At 52.0% G+C, this 18,393-nt stretch carries 18 protein-coding genes; 8 read left to right on the forward strand and 10 right to left on the reverse strand.

Going from position 1 to position 18,393, the window contains the following annotated elements:
* Window positions 1-156 precede the first annotated feature (156 nt).
* Genes BUB27_RS11860 through BUB27_RS11885 form a run of 6 tightly spaced genes read left to right on the forward strand, consistent with a single transcriptional unit; the run spans window position 157 to window position 3,817 of the window.
* Window positions 157-732, forward strand: coding sequence for a DUF4349 domain-containing protein (locus BUB27_RS11860; RefSeq protein ID WP_159434931.1), 576 nt, complete (start codon window positions 157-159; stop codon window positions 730-732).
* 1 nt (window position 733) lies between these two features.
* Entirely contained in the window at window positions 734-1,201 is a 468-nt protein-coding gene (locus tag BUB27_RS11865; protein WP_143184061.1) for a hypothetical protein, read from the forward strand.
* A 39-nt stretch (window positions 1,202-1,240) separates the two neighbouring features.
* Entirely contained in the window at window positions 1,241-1,600 is a 360-nt protein-coding gene (locus tag BUB27_RS11870) for a hypothetical protein (RefSeq protein WP_234991742.1), read from the forward strand.
* A gap of 5 nt (window positions 1,601-1,605) precedes the next feature.
* Complete coding sequence (locus tag BUB27_RS11875) at window positions 1,606-2,646, forward strand: NAD(P)/FAD-dependent oxidoreductase (RefSeq protein WP_143184062.1); 1,041 nt, start codon at window positions 1,606-1,608, stop codon at window positions 2,644-2,646.
* A gap of 9 nt (window positions 2,647-2,655) precedes the next feature.
* Complete coding sequence (gene mnmM / locus BUB27_RS11880; protein ID WP_143184063.1) at window positions 2,656-3,222, forward strand: tRNA 5-(aminomethyl)-2-thiouridylate-methyltransferase MnmM; 567 nt, start codon at window positions 2,656-2,658, stop codon at window positions 3,220-3,222.
* Window positions 3,223-3,232: 10 nt separating this feature from the next.
* Complete coding sequence (locus BUB27_RS11885; RefSeq protein WP_143184064.1) at window positions 3,233-3,817, forward strand: MarC family protein; 585 nt, start codon at window positions 3,233-3,235, stop codon at window positions 3,815-3,817.
* Here BUB27_RS11885 and BUB27_RS11890 read toward each other — a convergent pair.
* From BUB27_RS11890 to BUB27_RS11930, 9 genes are all read right to left on the reverse strand, one after another.
* Entirely contained in the window at window positions 3,807-6,182 is a 2,376-nt protein-coding gene (locus BUB27_RS11890; RefSeq protein WP_143184065.1) for a BatD family protein, read from the reverse strand. The two genes, BUB27_RS11885 and BUB27_RS11890, sit on opposite strands and share 11 nt — an antisense overlap.
* A gap of 6 nt (window positions 6,183-6,188) precedes the next feature.
* Window positions 6,189-8,297 (reverse strand): vWA domain-containing protein, encoded by a 2,109-nt coding sequence (locus BUB27_RS11895; protein ID WP_143184066.1) that lies wholly within the window; start codon window positions 8,295-8,297, stop codon window positions 6,189-6,191.
* Window positions 8,298-8,304: 7 nt separating this feature from the next.
* Complete coding sequence (locus BUB27_RS11900) at window positions 8,305-9,231, reverse strand: VWA domain-containing protein (protein WP_159434932.1); 927 nt, start codon at window positions 9,229-9,231, stop codon at window positions 8,305-8,307.
* Window positions 9,232-9,305: 74 nt separating this feature from the next.
* Window positions 9,306-9,848 (reverse strand): hypothetical protein, encoded by a 543-nt coding sequence (locus BUB27_RS11905; RefSeq protein WP_143184068.1) that lies wholly within the window; start codon window positions 9,846-9,848, stop codon window positions 9,306-9,308.
* Between the two features lie 21 nt (window positions 9,849-9,869).
* Window positions 9,870-10,751, reverse strand: a complete 882-nt coding sequence (locus BUB27_RS11910) for a DUF58 domain-containing protein (RefSeq protein ID WP_234991743.1) — start codon at window positions 10,749-10,751, stop codon at window positions 9,870-9,872.
* Window positions 10,752-10,790: 39 nt separating this feature from the next.
* Window positions 10,791-11,834, reverse strand: a complete 1,044-nt coding sequence (locus BUB27_RS11915; protein ID WP_143184070.1) for an Mrp/NBP35 family ATP-binding protein — start codon at window positions 11,832-11,834, stop codon at window positions 10,791-10,793.
* A gap of 158 nt (window positions 11,835-11,992) precedes the next feature.
* Entirely contained in the window at window positions 11,993-12,862 is an 870-nt protein-coding gene (locus BUB27_RS11920; RefSeq protein ID WP_143184071.1) for a hypothetical protein, read from the reverse strand.
* 22 nt (window positions 12,863-12,884) lie between these two features.
* A complete protein-coding gene (locus BUB27_RS11925; RefSeq protein ID WP_143184072.1) occupies window positions 12,885-13,742 on the reverse strand; it encodes a DUF2167 domain-containing protein in 858 nt (285 codons plus the stop codon).
* 84 nt (window positions 13,743-13,826) lie between these two features.
* Window positions 13,827-15,188, reverse strand: a complete 1,362-nt coding sequence (locus tag BUB27_RS11930; RefSeq protein ID WP_143184073.1) for an arylsulfatase — start codon at window positions 15,186-15,188, stop codon at window positions 13,827-13,829.
* Window positions 15,189-15,377: 189 nt separating this feature from the next.
* On the opposite strand from BUB27_RS11930, the gene BUB27_RS11935 reads away from it, so the two are divergent.
* Together BUB27_RS11935 and BUB27_RS11940 are read left to right on the forward strand one after the other, a co-directional pair.
* On the forward strand, window positions 15,378-15,899 hold the full coding sequence (locus tag BUB27_RS11935; RefSeq protein WP_159434933.1) for a sigma-70 family RNA polymerase sigma factor: 522 nt from the start codon (window positions 15,378-15,380) through the stop codon (window positions 15,897-15,899).
* Window positions 15,896-17,566, forward strand: coding sequence for a LamG domain-containing protein (locus BUB27_RS11940; protein WP_143184075.1), 1,671 nt, complete (start codon window positions 15,896-15,898; stop codon window positions 17,564-17,566). Before BUB27_RS11935 ends, BUB27_RS11940 begins: the two co-directional genes overlap by 4 nt.
* Here BUB27_RS11940 and BUB27_RS11945 read toward each other — a convergent pair.
* Window positions 17,563-18,387 (reverse strand): metallophosphoesterase family protein, encoded by an 825-nt coding sequence (locus tag BUB27_RS11945; RefSeq protein ID WP_159434934.1) that lies wholly within the window; start codon window positions 18,385-18,387, stop codon window positions 17,563-17,565. The two genes, BUB27_RS11940 and BUB27_RS11945, sit on opposite strands and share 4 nt — an antisense overlap.
* Window positions 18,388-18,393: the final 6 nt, after the last annotated feature.

Raw genomic sequence — 18,393 nt, forward strand, 5'->3', positions numbered from 1 at the left:
AATAGGGTGTTGACGGGTGATAGGTTTATGTGCTGAATTTCTAGCACTATGAAGTGGATCTTAGCCAGCTTAATGTGTGTGTGTTTAGCCTCCTGTGGAGTGGATGGGTTATCCGGAGCGGCTGCGTATTCGCCTGCGCCTGCCCCAGTGGCGTCTATGGAGTACGCAAATAGCCGCTCCAGGGATGCCGCGCCCGTGAGCCGCAAGTTGATCGAGACAGGGCGTCTGAGTCTGGAAACGCCGCATGTCAGTGAGGTGGCGAAAAATGCCGAGGGCATCGTAAAGAAGCACGGTGGCTATGTGGAAAACAAGAATGAGGATGAAGATGAGGTGGGCCTCTCCGTACGTGTGCCAGCCGGTAAGCTGAAGACCAGCATGGAGGAGCTGGAGACGCTGGGCAAGGTGAGCTACAGCAAAATCCGGACAAAGGATGTGACGGACCAGTACATCGATATGGAGGCTAAAATAAGGAACCTCCGCGTGCTGCGTGAGCGCCTGCGCAAGGTCTATGAAAAGGCCACCAAGGTGGAGGAGATGCTGGAAATTGAAAAGGAGCTGGCGCGAGTGCAGACGGAGCTGGATTCCATCGAGGGAAGGATGCGCGCCATGCAGAAGAACATCGCTTACTCCGAACTGGATATTTCAATCGAGAGAAAATCCGTGCCGGGTCCACTGGGTGCCGTAGCCAAGGGAACTGGCTGGGTATTCAAGAAACTCTGGGTGCTGAACTAGCATGAAAATTTTGTGTCGTGTGCTACTGCTTCCCACACTGTCTTTAGTCGGCTGCGTGCTGCCTGTGCCGAATAAGACAGTGTACCAGGAAGGCTACCAAGGCCGTGTCGTCGAGGGCTTGACGGCGCGGCCTGTCAGTGGCGCGAGGGTGAGTATCCACCGCAGCTCATCATGGAGCAATGGCAGTGGAGGTGAGTACTTTCAGGAAGAAACGACCACGACGACTCCCAGCGGTTTTATGTTTGCCGAGGACGCCAAGTGGCATTGGGGGTATCTGATTGGCCCGGTTTCCTATCCTTTGCCCTATGATGGGATGAGGCTAAAGACCTCGATCTCGCGAGTCGAGGTGCGGGCGGATGGTTATGCTCCTTATGTCTGGATCAAAGGAAGCAGGGAGCGGCAGAACAAACCTCCCAAGGAGATCCGGTTGCAGAGGAGCCCTGAATATTCTGCTGGTGAAGTAAATTAATCATTTCAATTTGCGGGGGTTTCTGAATAGGAAGGGGGTATGGAAGACCAAAAGGATTTTATGGAGGAAAGAGAATTCGGTTCTCAGCCTCTGGATGCAATGATGACCGCCTGGGGCATCGATAACCATGACATGGTGGAAGTCTCCACCGAGCAGCTGAATCACAAGCAGATCCAGCGTGCGCGCAAGGGCCGCCGCCTGACACTCAAGATGATGATGAAGGTGACCCGTGCCTTCAACGTGACCATTTGGTTCCGCCTCAATGATGAGCAGAAGGAGAAGTACTTCGAGTACATGCACAAGCACCTCTTCAACTATGCCAAGGGCTACGATGCTAGTTTCGTAGATCCTAACGACAGCCTCCGTCAGGAGCTGCTGGCTGGCGACGAAGAAGAATAAGGGTGATGACGAAGGTGGATTTTCTGATCGTAGGGCAGGGACTCGCCGGCAGTGCGCTGGCGATGGCCATGCTCAGGCGCGGCAAGAAAATCCTCATGGTGGATCGAGCAGATCCGAATGCCGCCTCTCGTGTGGCGGCGGGACTGGTGACTGCGCTGGCGGGCAAGGGAATGAATCCGGCCTGGCGGCAGGCTGAGTATTTGCCGGAGGCGATGGCCTACTATGCCGCGCTGGAAGAATGCAGTGGAAAGAAACTGTTTCACGCTATGCCCGTGCTGCGCTTGTTTGCGGATAAGAAGGAACGTGAGAAGTTTGGCCGCAAGCAGGAGGAGGTCAGTGAGTGGGTAGGAAGTGCTGAGCCATCCATTGATCTCAGCATGCTGTACGGTGAGGAAGGGGGCTTTGAAATGGCTCGTGGTGGCAGGCTGGATACCAAGGCGTATCTGGGGGTAGTACGCGATTTGTTAGAGGCGGAGGGAAGCTATCTGCAGGCGGATTTTGATCCGGCAGATCTGGAGCTCCGTGAGGACTCCGTGGTGTGGAAAGATGTGGAGGCCGAACGCTTGATTCTCTGTCAAGGCTACTGGGGGCTGGATGCCGGATGGCTCTCCCAAGTGCAGCACCGCAGTGCCAAGGGGCAGATGCTAACGGTGCGCAGTGAAGAGCTGGCGAGTGATCGCATCATTAACCGGAATGGGTGGATGGTGCCACTCGGCGATGGCCTGTGGAGAACGGGTGCGACCTATGAGTGGGACGAGCTGCTGAGCGGTGTCAGTGCCGAGGGTAGGGCTGAACTGGAGCAGAAGATCCGTAGTCTGGTGAAAGTAGATTTTGAAGTGCTAGAGCATGAGGCCGGAGTCAGGCCGATTGTGAACCGCAGCCAACCGATCATCGGGATGCACCCGGAGCTGGAGCGGCTTGGATTTTTTAACGGGCTTGGTTCCAAGGGAGTGATCACTGCTCCGAGTGTGGCCGAGCATTTTGCGGGTTTCCTCTGTGGGGAAAATGAACTTGATCCGGAGCTGGATCTGAACCGAGTCTGGTAAGGTAATTCTATGAGTTTTCCAAAACCATTGATGATGGCGCAGCAAATTGTCCGCAGTGCAGTCCGCGAGGGCGGCGTGGCGGTGGATGCCACGCTGGGCAATGGGCACGACGCACTTTTTTTAGCGAAGCTCGTTGGTAAGGAAGGCAAGGTCTATGGCTTCGATGTGCAGGAGGAAGCCATCACGACCTCCAACCTGAAAGTACAAGAGGCCGGCGTGGAATGTGAGCTCTCCTTTCATTGCCGCGGTCATGAGCATCTGGCTGAGACCGTACAGGAACCGGTGCAGGCGGTGATGTTCAATCTAGGCTATCTGCCTCGTGCTGATAAGGCCGTGATTACGACGGTGGAGACGACCTTGCCCGCACTCGGGCAAGCCTGTGATCTGCTGGAGAAGGGGGGAGTCATTTCGGTGATGTGCTATCCCGGCCATGAAGGTGGCGACGTAGAAGCTCAAGAAGTGCTGAAGTGGGCATCCAGCCTGCCGCGTGAAGGCTGGCGGGTGATCCAGTACGGCTTCATCAATGCCCCTAACAATCCACCGTTTTTAGTGGCTATAGAGAAGCTCTCTGCTTAGGATTCCGCGCATGGATCTGCTCGGCCTTATTGTGACTCTCTTCATTGTGATCGACCCATTCGGGAACATCCCGATTTTCACCAATGTCCTGCAGAATGTCCCTGAGGAGCGACGCCAGAAAATTCTGGTAAGGGAGCTTTTGATTGCTCTGGCCGTGATGCTGATCTTCCTGTTCATCGGCAAGAATGTGATGGATTTCCTCGAGCTCAAGCCTGCGACCTTACGGGTATCGGGTGGCGTGGTGCTGTTTGTGATTGCGCTGGGGATGATCTTCCCCGCGAAATCCATGCTCGGTGAGTCAGATGAAGATGAGCCTTTTATCGTTCCGCTCGCTGTTCCCTTGATGGCAGGTCCGTCTGCCCTAGCGCTGATCATGCTGTTTTCCGTGAAGTATCACGATCAGTTGGCTTCACTCAGTGTGGCTGTATTCTCGGCTTGGTTGATCAGTGCTGTCGTCCTGTTTTTCTCCACGGCTCTGATGAAGCAACTGGGGAGAAAAGGAATGCGTGCCATCGAGCGACTGATGGGAATGGTGCTCATTATGATCGCCGTCCAGATGCTGCTGGAAGGGATCGCCACCTTCTTTATGAAGTAGGCTTGATGGCCTCTACCTTGTCTGATGGGAGCCAGCCACGGGTGAAGTCTCCTAGCTCAATGTAGGTCCAGTCATTGCGGCGCGCGATGATGCGGCATGGAGATGCCGGAGTGGCTTGGATCAAGGTCTTGGCAGAGAGTTCATCGGGGAGCGGTTCGAATGGCTCTGTGAAGAGGGGGACGCTCTGAATCACCACGCCAGCCGTTGTCTCCGAAGTCGGTTTGCGTAGCGGATGGTGATAGTAGAGGATGAGAGCAGCCGTCAGGATGATCGGCGATAGCACCTGAATGGTGATGAGGCCTCCCAGGCTCCAGCCTCTTGGCTTCTTGATAAACAAGGTAAGCGTGCTCAGAAGAATTCCCCAGCCAGCCAGAAAGGCGATGTCCTTATACGACTGTGGATTGAGCCAGGCGATCCACTTGGTGTTGTCCTCTAAATCCGATGGCAGGATGCTGGCTTGATGGGATTGCACAAAGCCAAGGTTTTTGCGTGCTTCAATGTGATAAGGGTCGAGCTCCAGCGCACGGTAGTAGTGCAAGGCTGCTTCACCTGGTTGATCGAGGCGATAGTAGCAGTTGGCAACATTGTATTCCAGGTCGGCAGACTTGGGAGATTTGGCAAGTTCTTGCTGATAGAGCTCCAGTGCCTTGCTGTAGTCCTTGGAGGTCCAAGCTTTGTACGCAGCTTCGCTGGCTCTGAGGGATGTCGGTGCGGTCACGGCTAGGAAGACGGTGAACAGAGCCAGTTTCTTCAGAATGCTCAGGATCTCCTTGCGGCGAGCTTGGCTGATGCCGGATTTTTCGGCCGGGAGATAGCAGGTCTGATCGCGCTCTAGCAGAATCTGTTGAAGTTCCTCACTGCGCTTATGCGGGTACCAGCGTTCGATGTAGGTTCCGGCATTTTTGAGGAAGTCGCTCTTGCTATTTTCGATTTTGCTCAACGCATCCAGGCGGATTCTACGTTCGGCATTGTTGAACTGATACTGCCTGAAAGAGCGAACTGCCGTCGTGCACAGAAGCCAGAGTAGCAGCGCACCAGGAATGACATGGATGCTCCAGCTGGGGATCATGGCAACGAGGGCGCGGCCATCGCTCTCAGGATCTTGAATAGGCCCGAGAATATCTCTCATTGTTTCTTCGGGGACTTCCGGGTTCTCCGCAGAGGTGCCCTCGATAGCGCTGATACCACTGACGCCTTCTACCTCGATAGGCTGGTTGGTGCTGATCAGGGTGTTAAAGGTTTCGGTATCCGGATTGAAATAGGTAAGACTAAAACGTGGTGTGGCGCTTGCCGTGGTTTTGGGTTTGATGATGAATTTGAATTCGATGGTTCCCTTGAGTTTTTTTCGCTCTTCTCCTTGCTGAGTACGTGAGGAATCGATTAATTCCCAATGCTTACTGTCCAGCATTCTAGGAGGTGTTAGGTTGGGGAGATTGCCCTCTCCTGATACGTAGATGCTGGTGCTGATCGATTCGCTTTCTTTGATCTTATCTTTCGCATTGATGGTGGTAGCCATCTGGAAATTACCTACTGCACCTTCGAAATCTTTTGGGGGTGTCTCGGGGAACTGGCGAACCTCAAAAGATGTAGCAGGGTGGGTGGGGAGTAGATCTACCCGAACGTTATTGGGGCCTCGTCGTGGATCAGTCACCGTGACTGCAGAAACAATGCGGGACTCAAGTTTTCCTATAGTCGCTGTGCCGGGGTTGAGAGCTGTCAGGACAGTACGGTAATTCGCCACGATAAACTCTTGCCCATCAATGCGCGCGTAGCCTGCACTGGTTCCAGACTCCGGAGGTTCAAACCGCCATGCTGTGCAGTTATCTAGTTTCTCCGGTGCGGGGATGCCCCACTGAAGTACACGTGAATAGTTGGGCAAGTAGACTTTGTACTCGAGCTCCATGGTCTCACCTGGATAGAGCGTCTTCTTTTTTGAGAACAAGTAGGAGTAGAAGGTGTATTGGCGCTTATTGACTTCCTGGGAACTCTTGTGCAGTAAGTTACGATCGACCACCTTGATGTCAACGGCATCGGATTTGATCGTTTGACCGTAATAGTTGAAGCTCAGAGCGGGGATCGTGTATTCACCTGGATTGACGCCCACGTACTTGAACTCATAGACGTAGATCTTGTGCCCATTAATCCGGGTCGGGTAGTGGCGGGCGAGTTGGATATTCAGACCTTTGACCTGAATCTCTGGGAATTCCGTATCGAGATCTCGATCTACAAAGAAATAGCTGACGTAGCCAACTTCGCCAGTAACGTAATTGTTAGACTCTGTTCTGGTGTAGAGGTTTTTCAGTCCCTGAGCGGTAAGTAGGGGGCTGAGTATGGCTAGAAATAATGCTGTAAGGAGAATACGCATGTTGCTTTACCAGTCTATTTTAGGTCTGCGCCTCCAGGAACGGTAATTCTTTCCCGGTGGTTTCTGGAGATCGGAGTGAAGTTCGAGTAGCTCTCTGGCCCGTTCTTCCTTGCTGAGGTTGGGATCGAGCTGTTTAGCGAGTTCTTCAGGGGTGAGGGGACGTTCTTGGGGGGGCTTGCGGCCATCCTTTGATTGTTCTGAGTTCGTGGATGGTTCCTGTTGGTCGTCCTTCTGCTGGTCGTCCTTCTGTTGGTCGTCCTTCTGTTGGTCGTCCTTCTGCTGGTCGTCCTTCTGTTGGTCGTCCTTCTGCTGGTCGTCCTTCTGCTGGTCGTCCTTCTGCTGGTCGTCCTTCTGCTGGTCGTCCTTCTGCTGGTCGTCCTTCTGCTGGTCGTCCTTCTGCTGGTCGTCCTTCTGTTGGTCGTCCTTTTGTTGGTCGTCCTTTTGTTGGTCGTCCTTCTGCTGTTCGTCCTTCTGCTGTTCGTCCTTCTGCTGGCCGCCGTCACCCCCTGTTTGAGTGAGTTGTTTTCGAGCATTTTTGATATCCCGGATATTCTGCTCAGTCAGCTTTTTGTTATTAAGTGTAGCTTCGTCTTCAGGGCGGATGCTGAGTGAGTCATTGTATTTGGCCAAGGCGTTGGTGAAGCCTTTTTCCAATGTATCCAGATCCTTCAGTTCAAGAGGCGGAATATTCTCGGGGTCTGTTTCTTCAACAGCTTTGATCAGATAGTCTTCGAGAGATTGCTCTTCAGCTACCTTAAGCTGAGACCATTGCTGTTGGTAGAGAGAGTTGCCGATGTTGTAGTAGGCCTTTTGCTGAGTGTCCGCTTTTTCAGAAAGGAGTGAGGAACTGTATTCTCTGGCTGCTTGTGGATAGTTGCCGAGCCGGAACTGAATCTCGCCAATCGCTTGTGAGAGTTCGGCATGCTTTTGTCCACTAGAGAGGCTACGGGCACGTCGCAGGTCAGCCAGCGCATCTTCGAATTCTTCTTTTTGAAGCTTCTTGTATCCTTGTTGCTCTCTCGCAGGGCGTTCGATGAACTTGGCCTTAGCTTCGTCCCACCATTCACCTCCATAGCTTGATTCAGGAACGCAGAGCATGAGCGCAGCCAGAGCGGGGACGGCTGACTTAGGCAGTCTCCATTTAGCTCTCACCAGACATGACAGGAGTAAGATGAAAGCCCCCGGAGCCAAAAACCACATGTAGAGTTCATTGGGGATGACTCTTTCTCTGCCGTCTTGTTCGAATTGCTCCATTTTATTGAGTGCTGCCGCGATGGTTTTATCAGGACTACTATTAATAGACGTATAAATGCCGGAGGTACTTTCTGCAAGTTGTCGTAAGACTTGGGCTTCGAGTTTGGTGTGGACGACCTGACCTTCCTGATTGCGATGTTTGCCTGATGGGTCTTCTTCCGAGGGAATGATGCCCCCCGCCGGGGTGCCGGCACCTACACAGAAGATTTGCACGCCAGACGCCTCGGCAGTTCTGGCAACCTTATCAATCCCTTCATCACTCTCCGTTCCGTCGCTGAAAATGACGAGAGCATTGGCCCGTTGGCCTGTGGCTTTGAGTGCTTCGACTCCCTTGATGGCAGCTTCGGACAAGTTGGATCCATCAATGGCAACACTATCCGAGTCTAGCTGGGAGAGCGAATCATGGACCGCTGCGTGGTCGATGGTCAAAGGGGCAATAATGTGGCTGCTACCAGCAAAGGCGATAACTCCAACATGGTCGTTTGGAAAGGATTCAAGTAGCTGCAGGGAGAGTGATTTAGCAGCGGTAAGGCGATCCGGGCTGACGTCCTGGCAGAGCATGGATTTGGAGACGTCCATCATGATCATGATGTTACGGCTCTTGATCTTGTCGAAACTTTTGGATTCTCCTTTATAAGGGCGGGCCAATGCCAGAATGAAGCAGACGAAAGCTAGCATCAGCAGGGCATAGGATATCCAGAAGAGGTAGGCTTTCTTCTTGCTGACCAAATCCTCGCTAAGGCGCGGAGCTACGAATTTTCTCCAAGCCTGTCTCTTGGATCTTCGCGCTAAGATACAGCCCACGACCAAGAAGGGAATGAGTAGCACCAAATAGAGCAAATATGGATTCAGAAAAGACAAGCTGCGATTAGTTTGGGGATGGAGGAACCGTGAATGTGGTGAGCACGGTGTAGATAAGCAAGAAGGAGATAGCAGCGACTATGAAGTAGAAATGGAGGTCTTTCTTTTCCGTGATGACGTTACGTTTCACTTCTGTTTTTTCCAATTGGTCGATCGTGCTGAAGGTGGATTGTAAGTCTTCTGTGCTCTTGGCCCGGTAGTACTGGGCGTCAGTGATCTCGGCTATTTGCTCGAGTGTTTTGGTATCAAACTCTTGGCTGGGGAAACGCTGTTTGAAGTTGGGTAGTCGGCCTTCCTTAGTGCCAATCGCGACCGTGTAGACGCGGATCCCCAGTTCTTTGGCTAGCTCAGCCGCAGTGATAGGAGACATACGGCCGGAATTGTTGGAGCCGTCTGTGATGAGAATAATGATTCGTGATTTGGAGTCTTCACGTTTGTCCAAGCGGACAGCTGAAGCGGCGATTGCGGAGCCGATTGCGGTGCCTTGTGAAAGTTCCTGATTCGGTCTCACCGAGTCGAGCTTGGAGAGCAGCCAATCATGTTCCAGTGTAATGGGGGATTCCTGATAAGGCTGACCAGCAAAGGGGATGAGGCCGATGCGGTCATTGGGTCTTAGCTGGATGAAGTTTCTGACGACTAATCTGGCGGCAGTGGTGCGGTCGACTCTCCGGCCATTGATGATGAAGTCATCGATCTCCATGGAAGTGGAGACGTCCATGGCGACGACAATATCGATGCCGCTGGCTTTTCTCTCTGTGTAGGTGTTAGAGAGCTGAGGGCGTGCCAAGGCGATGGCTGCTGCAGTGATAGTTAGGATCAGGAAGGTGGAGGCAAAGGCCCCTGCTAGATTGCGTGGCTTTGAACCCAGAGTTCCCAGAATGGAAAGCGAGGAAAAGACGATGCTATTCTGCGTTCCGGCTCTATTTCTGAGCAACACCACGGGAATGATGGCCAGAAGCAGCAGAAGCCACCACGGGTTAGCAAAGCTGAAGCGTTGGAAGAAATCGTCTATGGTTGTGAGGTGTCTGGTAGTGGAGGAGGTCCTTGTGAGGGGAGCTCTGAGGAGATGGGCCGCGGGTTGGTCGAATCCAAGCCTCTGAGCAGAGCATCCGTCATCTCGAGTAGAGAGCTTTGAATGGCCTTGGCGTCTATGGTAGGCGCGTACTTAAGATCAGAAAGTTCTCCTAGGTAGATGGTGAGGCGGGAGGCTGCTTCGGGGGGGAGTCTTTTGAGGTGACTGGAGCGGGCATGGAACTCTTCATGAGTCTCGAACAATGCCGGATCCTCAAATTGTTTTTGTAGGTATGCCCTGATGATGATCGACAGCTGGATTGCCAGATCCTTGGTGGGTATACTCTGGTCCCGGAGTCGAGCGAGGCGATCCAGGGCGTCCTTCAAGTTATCAGGCTTCGGGGGAGAGATCTTTTTGTTCTTCAGGAAGAAACGCAGTAAGAGTAGGAGACTGATGAAAATAATCGCAATGCCGAGCCACTGCCACCACAAGAGGAGGGCAGGTTTTTGGGAGGTTTCGACAATGTCTTCGAGTTTCAAAAGTGTCTGGTGTTGGGTTGATTAAGCGTGTCTACTTGAGCGAGTTTTGAAAAGTTTGTGGAGATCGGGAAGGTAGTCCTGATCGGTAGGGGCATCGATGGAATCGATCTGGTATTTACGCAAAGTTTTCTGCAGCGCTTCAAGCCTGCGCTTGGTCAGCTTTTCGAATGCTTGGCGTACATTGTTGTTAGAGGTGTTGACCATGGTTTGCCAGCCCGTTTCTGGATCGGTGAGGTTGATCTTACCAACGTTAGGGAGATGTTCTTCTACAGGGTCAAACACCCGAATGGCGATGGTCTCATGTTTCTGGGCGAGGGTGCCGAGCTTTTTGTGGAAATCATGGTCGATGAAATCCGAAATCATGAAGACCAGCGACTTGCGTTTCAGGGTGCGATTGATGAAATCGCATGCCGTGCCGATGGAGGTGTCTCGCTTGGCAGGTGTGGTGGCGAGGATTTCCCGGATGATTCGCAAAGTGTGCTTGGTTCCCTTCTGAGGCGGGAGAAAAAGCACCGGCTCCGAGGTGAAGAGAAGAAGGCCGACCTTGTCGCCATTGTGCTTGGCTGAGAACGCGAGAACGGCAGCAATCTCCGCTGCCAGCTCCCGCTTGGAAAGATGTTGGGAGCCGAATACGGAGGAGCCGGATATATCCACGGCGATGAGGACATTGAGTTCCCGCTCCTCGCGGAAGGTGCGGATGAAGGGGGCATTCATCCTGGCAGTTACATTCCAGTCGATGAAGCGGATTTCATCGCCGTGTTGGTACTCGCGGAAATCTTCGAAATCCAGCCCCTGTCCCTTGAAGGATGCATGATATTCGCCTGAGAAGGATTCACGCGAAAGCCGCCTCGCCTTGATCTCAAGGTGGTGGACTTTTCGCATGATTTCCTCGACTGACGCCATAGATTCTCTGGTGATACGGAACAGGGTTGGGTAGTTCGCCTAGCGGTTGACCCGGGCAACTACCTTTTCCGCGGTTTCTTTGAAAGCGGCACTGACTGGAGATTCTGCCTCAGGAAGTAGTGCGACAGGGGTGCCGCCGTCTGCGCAAGCACGGGTGTGGGCATCCAGAGGAATCTGGCCGAGCAGAGGGACTTTGAGTCTCTCGGCTTCACGAACACCGCCGCCATCTCCAAAGATGTGGTATTTGGTGCCGTGCTCACATTCGAACCAAGCCATGTTTTCCACGACTCCAAGAATGTCTACATTGACCTTGGCGAACATGGAAACAGCCTTGCGGGCATCGATGAGGGCCACTTCCTGTGGAGTGGTAACGATGACGGCGCCATCCAGAGCCACGGTCTGGACGATAGTGAGCTGAATGTCTCCAGTGCCTGGAGGGAGGTCGAGAATGAGATAATCCAGTTCACCCCAAGCGACTTGACGCAGGAATTGCTGGGTATAGCGGGTGGCTAGTGGGCCACGGACGATGACTGGGGAATTCTCTTCAAGAAGGAAGGACATGGACATCAGTTTGATACCGTGAGCTTCGATCGGGATGATTTCATCGTTCTCATTGGCCATCGGTTGCTGGTTGGTGCCAAACATCTGGCCGGTAGATGGACCATAGAGATCGCAGTCACAGAGGCCTACTTTGGCGCCAGTCTTGGAGAGGGCGACAGCCAGATTGGTAGCGACGGTTGATTTGCCTACTCCGCCTTTGCCTGAAGCCACAGCGATGATCTTCTTGATGCCGGGAATGGCCGACTTGGCATTTGGATTACCAGGAGTGCCGGTAGCCTCGGGGTTCTTGACGTCAATATTGACGCGGGTAGTACCGATGCCGTCGATTGCGTTGAGGGCGTCCTGGCAATCTTTGAAAATAGTCTCCGGGACTTTAGGGTCCTTGGTCTGGACAGAAATGGTGACTTCGACGTTGTTGCCCGAAATGGCGATTTCCTTGACCAGGCCGAAGGCCACGATGTCACGGGAGAAGCCAGGATATTTAACGTTCGTAAGGGCTGATTTGATGATGTCTTCGGTCATTGCTAATGAGAATCAGTGATTGGATGGCGAATGATTGTGGGCTTTGCTAGGGGCAATCTAGTGGGATTCTCAGAATTTTGAATGATTCATTTCACCTTTTTCAGTGAAAAATGGGAAGATGGTCACGAATGAACCATGGCTGGTGCAGGTATTTTGCCTCAAGAGGCCTGTTGTTCGGGGTCCCGGAAGGATTTCAAGGGGACGTGGTCACATTCCTCGCAGTAGGCAGTCCCTGCTGAAAAGGTGGTCAAGCAGCAGGGGCAATATTGGCTGGAATCATCAGATTCTAGCACGGGGGGCTTGGTTAGATCTGACTGCTTTATGCCGGAGACTGCGAGAGTGGATTTGACCTCTTCCAGAGTGAATTGGGGCTCTTTCCTGTAGATGGAATCCCGTAGGGCTTGGCCTAGATACGCAGTGCGTTCGCTGTCCTTGCAGAGGGAGGCCATGGTAAGAGGATGGATGGCCTGGAGCTTGCCCTGCATCAGGATGTCATCCGAGCAGCGCATGGCACTCCAGGGGGAGATGATGTTGAGCAGGAGGTGTTTGATGCGTTCGGCTTTTCTTTTGGGTACAAAGCGACGATGAATGCAGAAAAAACAGAGTGAGGCGTACAGAATCAGGAAAAAGGCGTAGCCGATGACTAGTCTGGTACGGATGGAATCTCCGTCCAAATAATAAATGTAGGGGATGACGGCAAAGAAGAGCGCAAAGATCAGAAGGGAGATGAAGCGCAGGTGTGTGGTAGCGCGGTGTGTTAGCCGCAGCAGGCGCCAAGCCGAGGCTCTGGTGATTTTTGCAGATTGCTTGGCACAGGAGGACGAGAGCAAGATAGCCCCAGGCCAAGGAGATAGGGGTGCCAGATAGAGCGACTTTCCAACACCAGCCAAGGTGGCCATCGGCTGGCGGATAGACCACCCTTTGAGAAGGTTCTTTTTGATCGCGATCCCACCTGGAGCAGCTGACTTGATGCAGCTGCTCAGGTAGAATAGGGTAATCAGTAAGTAGAAGGTCTGACCTTCAGACATGCGAATCGAAAATGATGACTGGTTAAGAGCGACCGAATAGTTTGCCGATGAAGCTTTTCGCGGCTGCACCTACCGCGACTACGCCGAAGGCAATCTGCTTCCAGAATTTCCAGATGACGAAAGCGCCTCCTCCAGCGATGAGACCAGTAAGGCCATATTCAGCAATTTTGTCACCCGATTTGTACTCGGAGTATTTGTTTCCTGCGGTGTAGCTGAAGCCTTTAAGTACATTCGCTACTTTTGGCTCCAGTGCAGAAAACTGCTCAGGATCGCAGACTAGCTTGGCACTCATGACACCCTTACGGCCAAGGAGGCGAATATCATGATTGAGATGTGTTTGTCCTTGGTCGTCTCGAAGTAGGAGCCCCCATTCCAGATTGTTTGTTTGCTCGTTGTATTTCGGTGGGGTTTTCCAGCCTGTGATGTAGAGCTTTGGCTTACCTTGTTGACCACGGATTTCGTTAGCTTCCTTCTCTGACTCTTGCAGTTCACTAAGGATTTCTTTGGCGTCCAAGTCCTCTTTGTCTTCGTCTTTGACATAGCCAATGGAATCAAAAGTAAAAGTGACGAACCATTCTTCGTTCTTGTCTAACAGCATGCCTGACATGTTTGATGGCAGGTTGCCGATGGCCTGCATGTACTTCTGGGCGTCACTGGCACCGAGGTAGATAAGGCCCTCTTTGATTTCAATTTCAGCAATGTTTCCCAGTGCTCCAGTGCCTTCTAGCTTAGCACTGGGAAATTCGTTTTTGAGTTCTTTGAGGTAGAGTTGGTCTAGCAGTTCTGGTGATAGAGTAGCTTCGGGTTCTTGGCTTTCCTGAGCAACCAGGGGGAGAGCTAATGAGCTAACAACACACGCAACTTTGAATAAACTTTTCATTACGGTAGCAGACTTCAAAAGATAGAGCCTGCTGTCGAGAATGTAATTCCGAGGATTCAGCCACGGTGTTGTCTGAGCCTCTCTCTATTTCTTTCGCTTTTGTTTTTTGCCGGAGCTAGCGTGGTCTGGAGTCGTGTAGTTGGGACTTGGAGTATGTTCGCGTGTCAGAATTTGCTCCATTTGCTTCACTACCTCAGGGTGTTGCTCAGCGATGTTTTTCGTCTCAGCAGGGTCTGTAGAGAGATCATAGAGTTCGGCTGGATCCTTCAGGCCTCGGCGGTAGGCTTTCCATTTCCCCATGCGCAGGCATTGCTGGAATTTTCCTTCGTAAAGTTCGAAGTAGAGGAACTCGTGACCACTTTGTTCTTTGCCCAGAAGGGTGGGGAGAAATGAGGCGCCGTCTTTGGCGGGTGCTTTGATATCTAGCATGTCAGCAGCTGTAGCCATGAGGTCCAGATGGCCGACCAAGAGGTCGCTTTGTGTGCCGGGTTTAATCTTTCCGGGCCAGCGTGCCACGAATGGAGCGCGGATACCACCTTCGTACAGAGAGCGCTTGCCACCCTTCAGGCCGCCATTGCTATTCAGCGCTTTGATGAAGGGGCCATTGGCTCCGTTGTCAGAGGTGTAGATCACCAAGGTGTTGTCATCGATTCCGAGTTCTTTGAGCTTATCAAGGACGCGGCCCACACCTTGATCGAGAAGACTCACCATACCCGCATAGTTTTTGACGGTTTGGTTCCACGGTTTGTCTTTGTAGAGCTGGAGATTAGGGTCATCCTGGGGAATGACGTACTGACCATGAGGTGGAGTCCAGGCCGCATAGCAGAAGAATGGGCGGTCCTTATTATCCTCGATGAATTTGAGGGTTTCTGCCTCGATAAGGTAGTGGGTGTACTGACCTTTGGCCCCTTTTTTGTTTCCAGGAAGCTCGATGCGCTCGCTGTTTTTGACCAGATACTCTGGGTAGTAGTCGTGAGCGTGCTTTTGGTCATAGTAGCCATACCAGAGGTCAAATCCGTGTTTCTCGGGGACTCCAGTGGTGCCGGGATTTCCCAGTCCCCACTTGCCGAAGCCGCCTGTGGCGTAACCAGCCTTCTTAAGCATGCTTGCTACAGTGGGGGTTCGGGCAGCTAGTGGTAACAGGCCCTTGTTTGACTGATTGGCGCGGCGGATGACATGACCGGGGTGCTTGCCTGTCATGAGGGTGCAGCGGGTAGGGGCGCAGACAGCGTTGCCGCTGTAGGCGTTGTTGAACTGCATGCCCTCAGCGGCCATTTTCTTCATGATGGGAGTGCTCAGGTGCTTACCTCCATAGTTTTCGAAGTCTCCGATGCCGGCATCATCGACCATGATAAAGATGATATTCGGCTTTTCAGCAGCGAATCCAGAGGCTGCAGAGGCACAGAGAATGAAACAGGATACAAAGGTGGAGAATAATTTTTTCATAGACGATTGCGAGTAGTGACCCAGTGATGATTTTCACTTTGAGGATTGAGCAATAGACTGGGTTCTCTAGAATGATGCATTCTCTGGAAATATTACACCCCATCATGATTGCACATTTGAGTGGTACACAGAAAATATCTTTATTCTGTCAGGTAATATTTTTAGGTGAAATGCCATTCAATAGGTGAAGTGAAATCTCCGAGACAGCCCAGCCGAGAATATCTGCAACTGATTGCCAGTCATCAGGGGCTGATCTATTCGCATATTCGGAAGATGGTGATGGATGCCCATGGGGCTCAGGATGTTCTCCAGGAAACCAATCTGATGCTTTGGCAAAAGTTCGATAAATATGAGATGGGGACCAATTTTGGAGCCTTTGCCTGCAAGGTAGCCTATTTCAAAGCCTTGGAATACATTCGCAAACGCAAGCGCAGTGAGTTTTTGAGCTTTGACTCGGATATCGTGGAGGCTCTGGGGGAGCAGGCTGAGGTAGCTTCCGTTGAGCAAGACTACGAGGACGCACTCAATACCTGTATGCAGAAGCTGAATCCAAAGGAGCAGAAGCTATTGAAGATGCGCTATTATGATAAGGCGACCGTGAGAGGAATTGCCGAGGAAATGGAATGCTCCGAGGGATCACTGCAGCAGTTATTTTTTAGAATTCGGAAAGCCCTGAAAATTTGTATAGAACATTCGGTCTCAGAAGCATGAACAAGTCGCACATGGAATCTATCGATCGTCTCTTGGAAGGGACCTTGCCTCGTGAGGAGTTTGATCTCCTGCAGGAGGCTATGCGGAATGACCCTCTTCTGCTCAGCTACTACAAGGAGCAGGCGGAGCTTAATGCCCGGCTGGAATGGATGCTGGGGGACTTCCAGATGGCTGAAAACGTGGTGGAGATGCATCCCCCCGTGAGAAAATGGTATCAGTTCAGCAAATCTACGGCCATCGCGGCCGCGCTGATCCTAGCTGGAGGAATCGGCATTGGCCTGATGGTGGATCGCTATGTGGCTAGGGAGCCTGCTACTGTGATTGCGGATGCTTCTGAGGAGGCTCAAATACAGGAGAAAGAGTTTGGACTTCCAATTGTAGAGCTTGGTCCGGTGGCCAGAGTGACGAATGCCAAAAATGCTGTTTTTGGCAACAAGGAGATTTCTATGGGGTCATGGCTGATTCCGGATCAGCTGGAGCTGAAGTCGGGAAGAGCCCAGATTACGATGGATTCTGGTGCCGTGGTGTCCATGAGTGCGGGAGCGAAGGTGAATATCGTTGATCCCCATCGAGTTCAGTTGGTGTCAGGGCAAATGACTGTGCAGGTGCCCAGTTCTCGTAGGGAGTTTATTTGTCTAGTAGGAGATACCCTAGTGTCTACAGAGCAGGGGAGTTATGTGCTGTCTAGTAAAGCTGCTGGACAGGATGAAACGCTCAAGATCAAAAATGGTTTGGTGACTGTCTCCAATCCTGGATTTCTGGCAGACCTGACAGGGGGGGAGGGTGTCGTTTTTGGTGACGGTATCAAGTATCTCCATGAGGTGGAAAAGCCGGTTACGCCGGAATGGGATAAAGTCGCCTCAGAAGAGCTGCACTACATCTACTGGAGTTTTAATGAGATGCAGCAGGCATCAGAAGAGGATGAGGTGATTTTTACGAGTGAGAGTCAGTGGTATGATGGTGATGAGTTTGTCCTGCGCAAGCGTATCTTGCCAGACATGATGCTTACCAAAGAAATGCATCAAAGTGGGGGCAAGTATGGTAAGTCCTTACGTTTGGCTGGCAGAGGAGCTTACTTTGAGTCCGACTTTCCGGGGATTTCTGGAGATAAGGAAAGGACCATTGCTTGCTGGGTGAGAACGCCGACCAATCCGGATCTGAAGAATGCATACAGTATCGTGAGCTGGGGCTTGAGGCGCTCTAAAGATAGCAAGTTCCAAGTGAGCTGGAATACTGGCCGGGATACTTCCAAAGGAGTGAAGGGGGCTCTGAGAGTGGAGACTGGTTTTTCTGGTCACGTGATTGGAGAGACCGTCATCAATGATGGCAAGTGGCATCACATTGCCTGCGTGGTACTGCCTAGTTCAGATCCCCAAGAATTCGGAAATATCAAACTGTATGTCGATGGCCAGTTGGAGAAAATAACTGGCTACTCGAAAATGAGTATCAATACGGATGTCGAGTCTCCAGAGGCAGAGCCTTTGTCGATAGGTCTACGCCTGGAGCGGATCAATCCAAGATTCCGTGGTTTGCAGCATAATAACTTCAAAGGGCGTATCGATGAGTTTTATATTTTTGATGCGGCTTTGACTCCCAGACAGATCAAACAACTGTACTTGAAGAATAAGCCAGCTCGGAGAACGGCAGCAGATTCTGAGCAGAACTAAGCGGATATTACCGTGTCCCAGCGGTTCCCAATTTTACGGAAGTGTTTGATTTCGGTGTGGGAGAATGCGTTCTGATACCAAGAGAAATACTCGATAGAGATCGATTGCTTTTCAGGGGCGAGGTGAATGAGGTGGAAGCCAGCAGGTTCTCCTTTGAGGCGAGTAGAGCAGCATGTTGGGGCTTGCGAGACGATGACATTTCTCTGTTTGTAATGGAGGTCTATGAGTCCAGCATAGGACTGATGGAAGTGTCCGGCGAAGACGATATCTACCTGGCCTGTAGCGAGTGCATGCTGGATGAGAGTCAAAGGGTGGATCAGTATCCGGGTGGATTCCCCCTTGCGGTGTAGTGGGTGATGGAAGGCCACGAATCGGAAAAGGTTTTCATCAACCCCATCGAAGGCTGTTTCTATGCGCCTGCCTTGGGCTGGGGTGAGGAACCCACGTGACCAATCGATATGCAGGCCAAATGGAGTGGATGAGTTGAGACCGATGATTTTACCTACTGGCAACAGTTCGGCGGGTTCTAACTGAGGTTCAATATAGGCTTTGTAGCGACCAAATGAATTGAAGAAGCGGTCATAGAGATGGTTTAGGAGTGGGACGTCATGGTTACCGGGGATCGCCATTCTGGGTGTAGGTAGCTTGAGGTACCACTCAGCGGCATCACGCATTTCCCGACGGCGTGCACGCATGGAAAAATCTCCAGTAACGAGTGTGAAGTCAGGATTAAGTTTCCCTGCTGTCTCCACAATAGCATCGGCTTGTTGTCTATTGGCTGCCCCGAAGTGTGGGTCTGAGAGATGGAGAATACGATACACCAGCGG

The organism is Rubritalea squalenifaciens DSM 18772 (assembly GCF_900141815.1).
Taxonomy (GTDB): Bacteria; Verrucomicrobiota; Verrucomicrobiia; order Verrucomicrobiales; family Akkermansiaceae; genus Rubritalea; species Rubritalea squalenifaciens.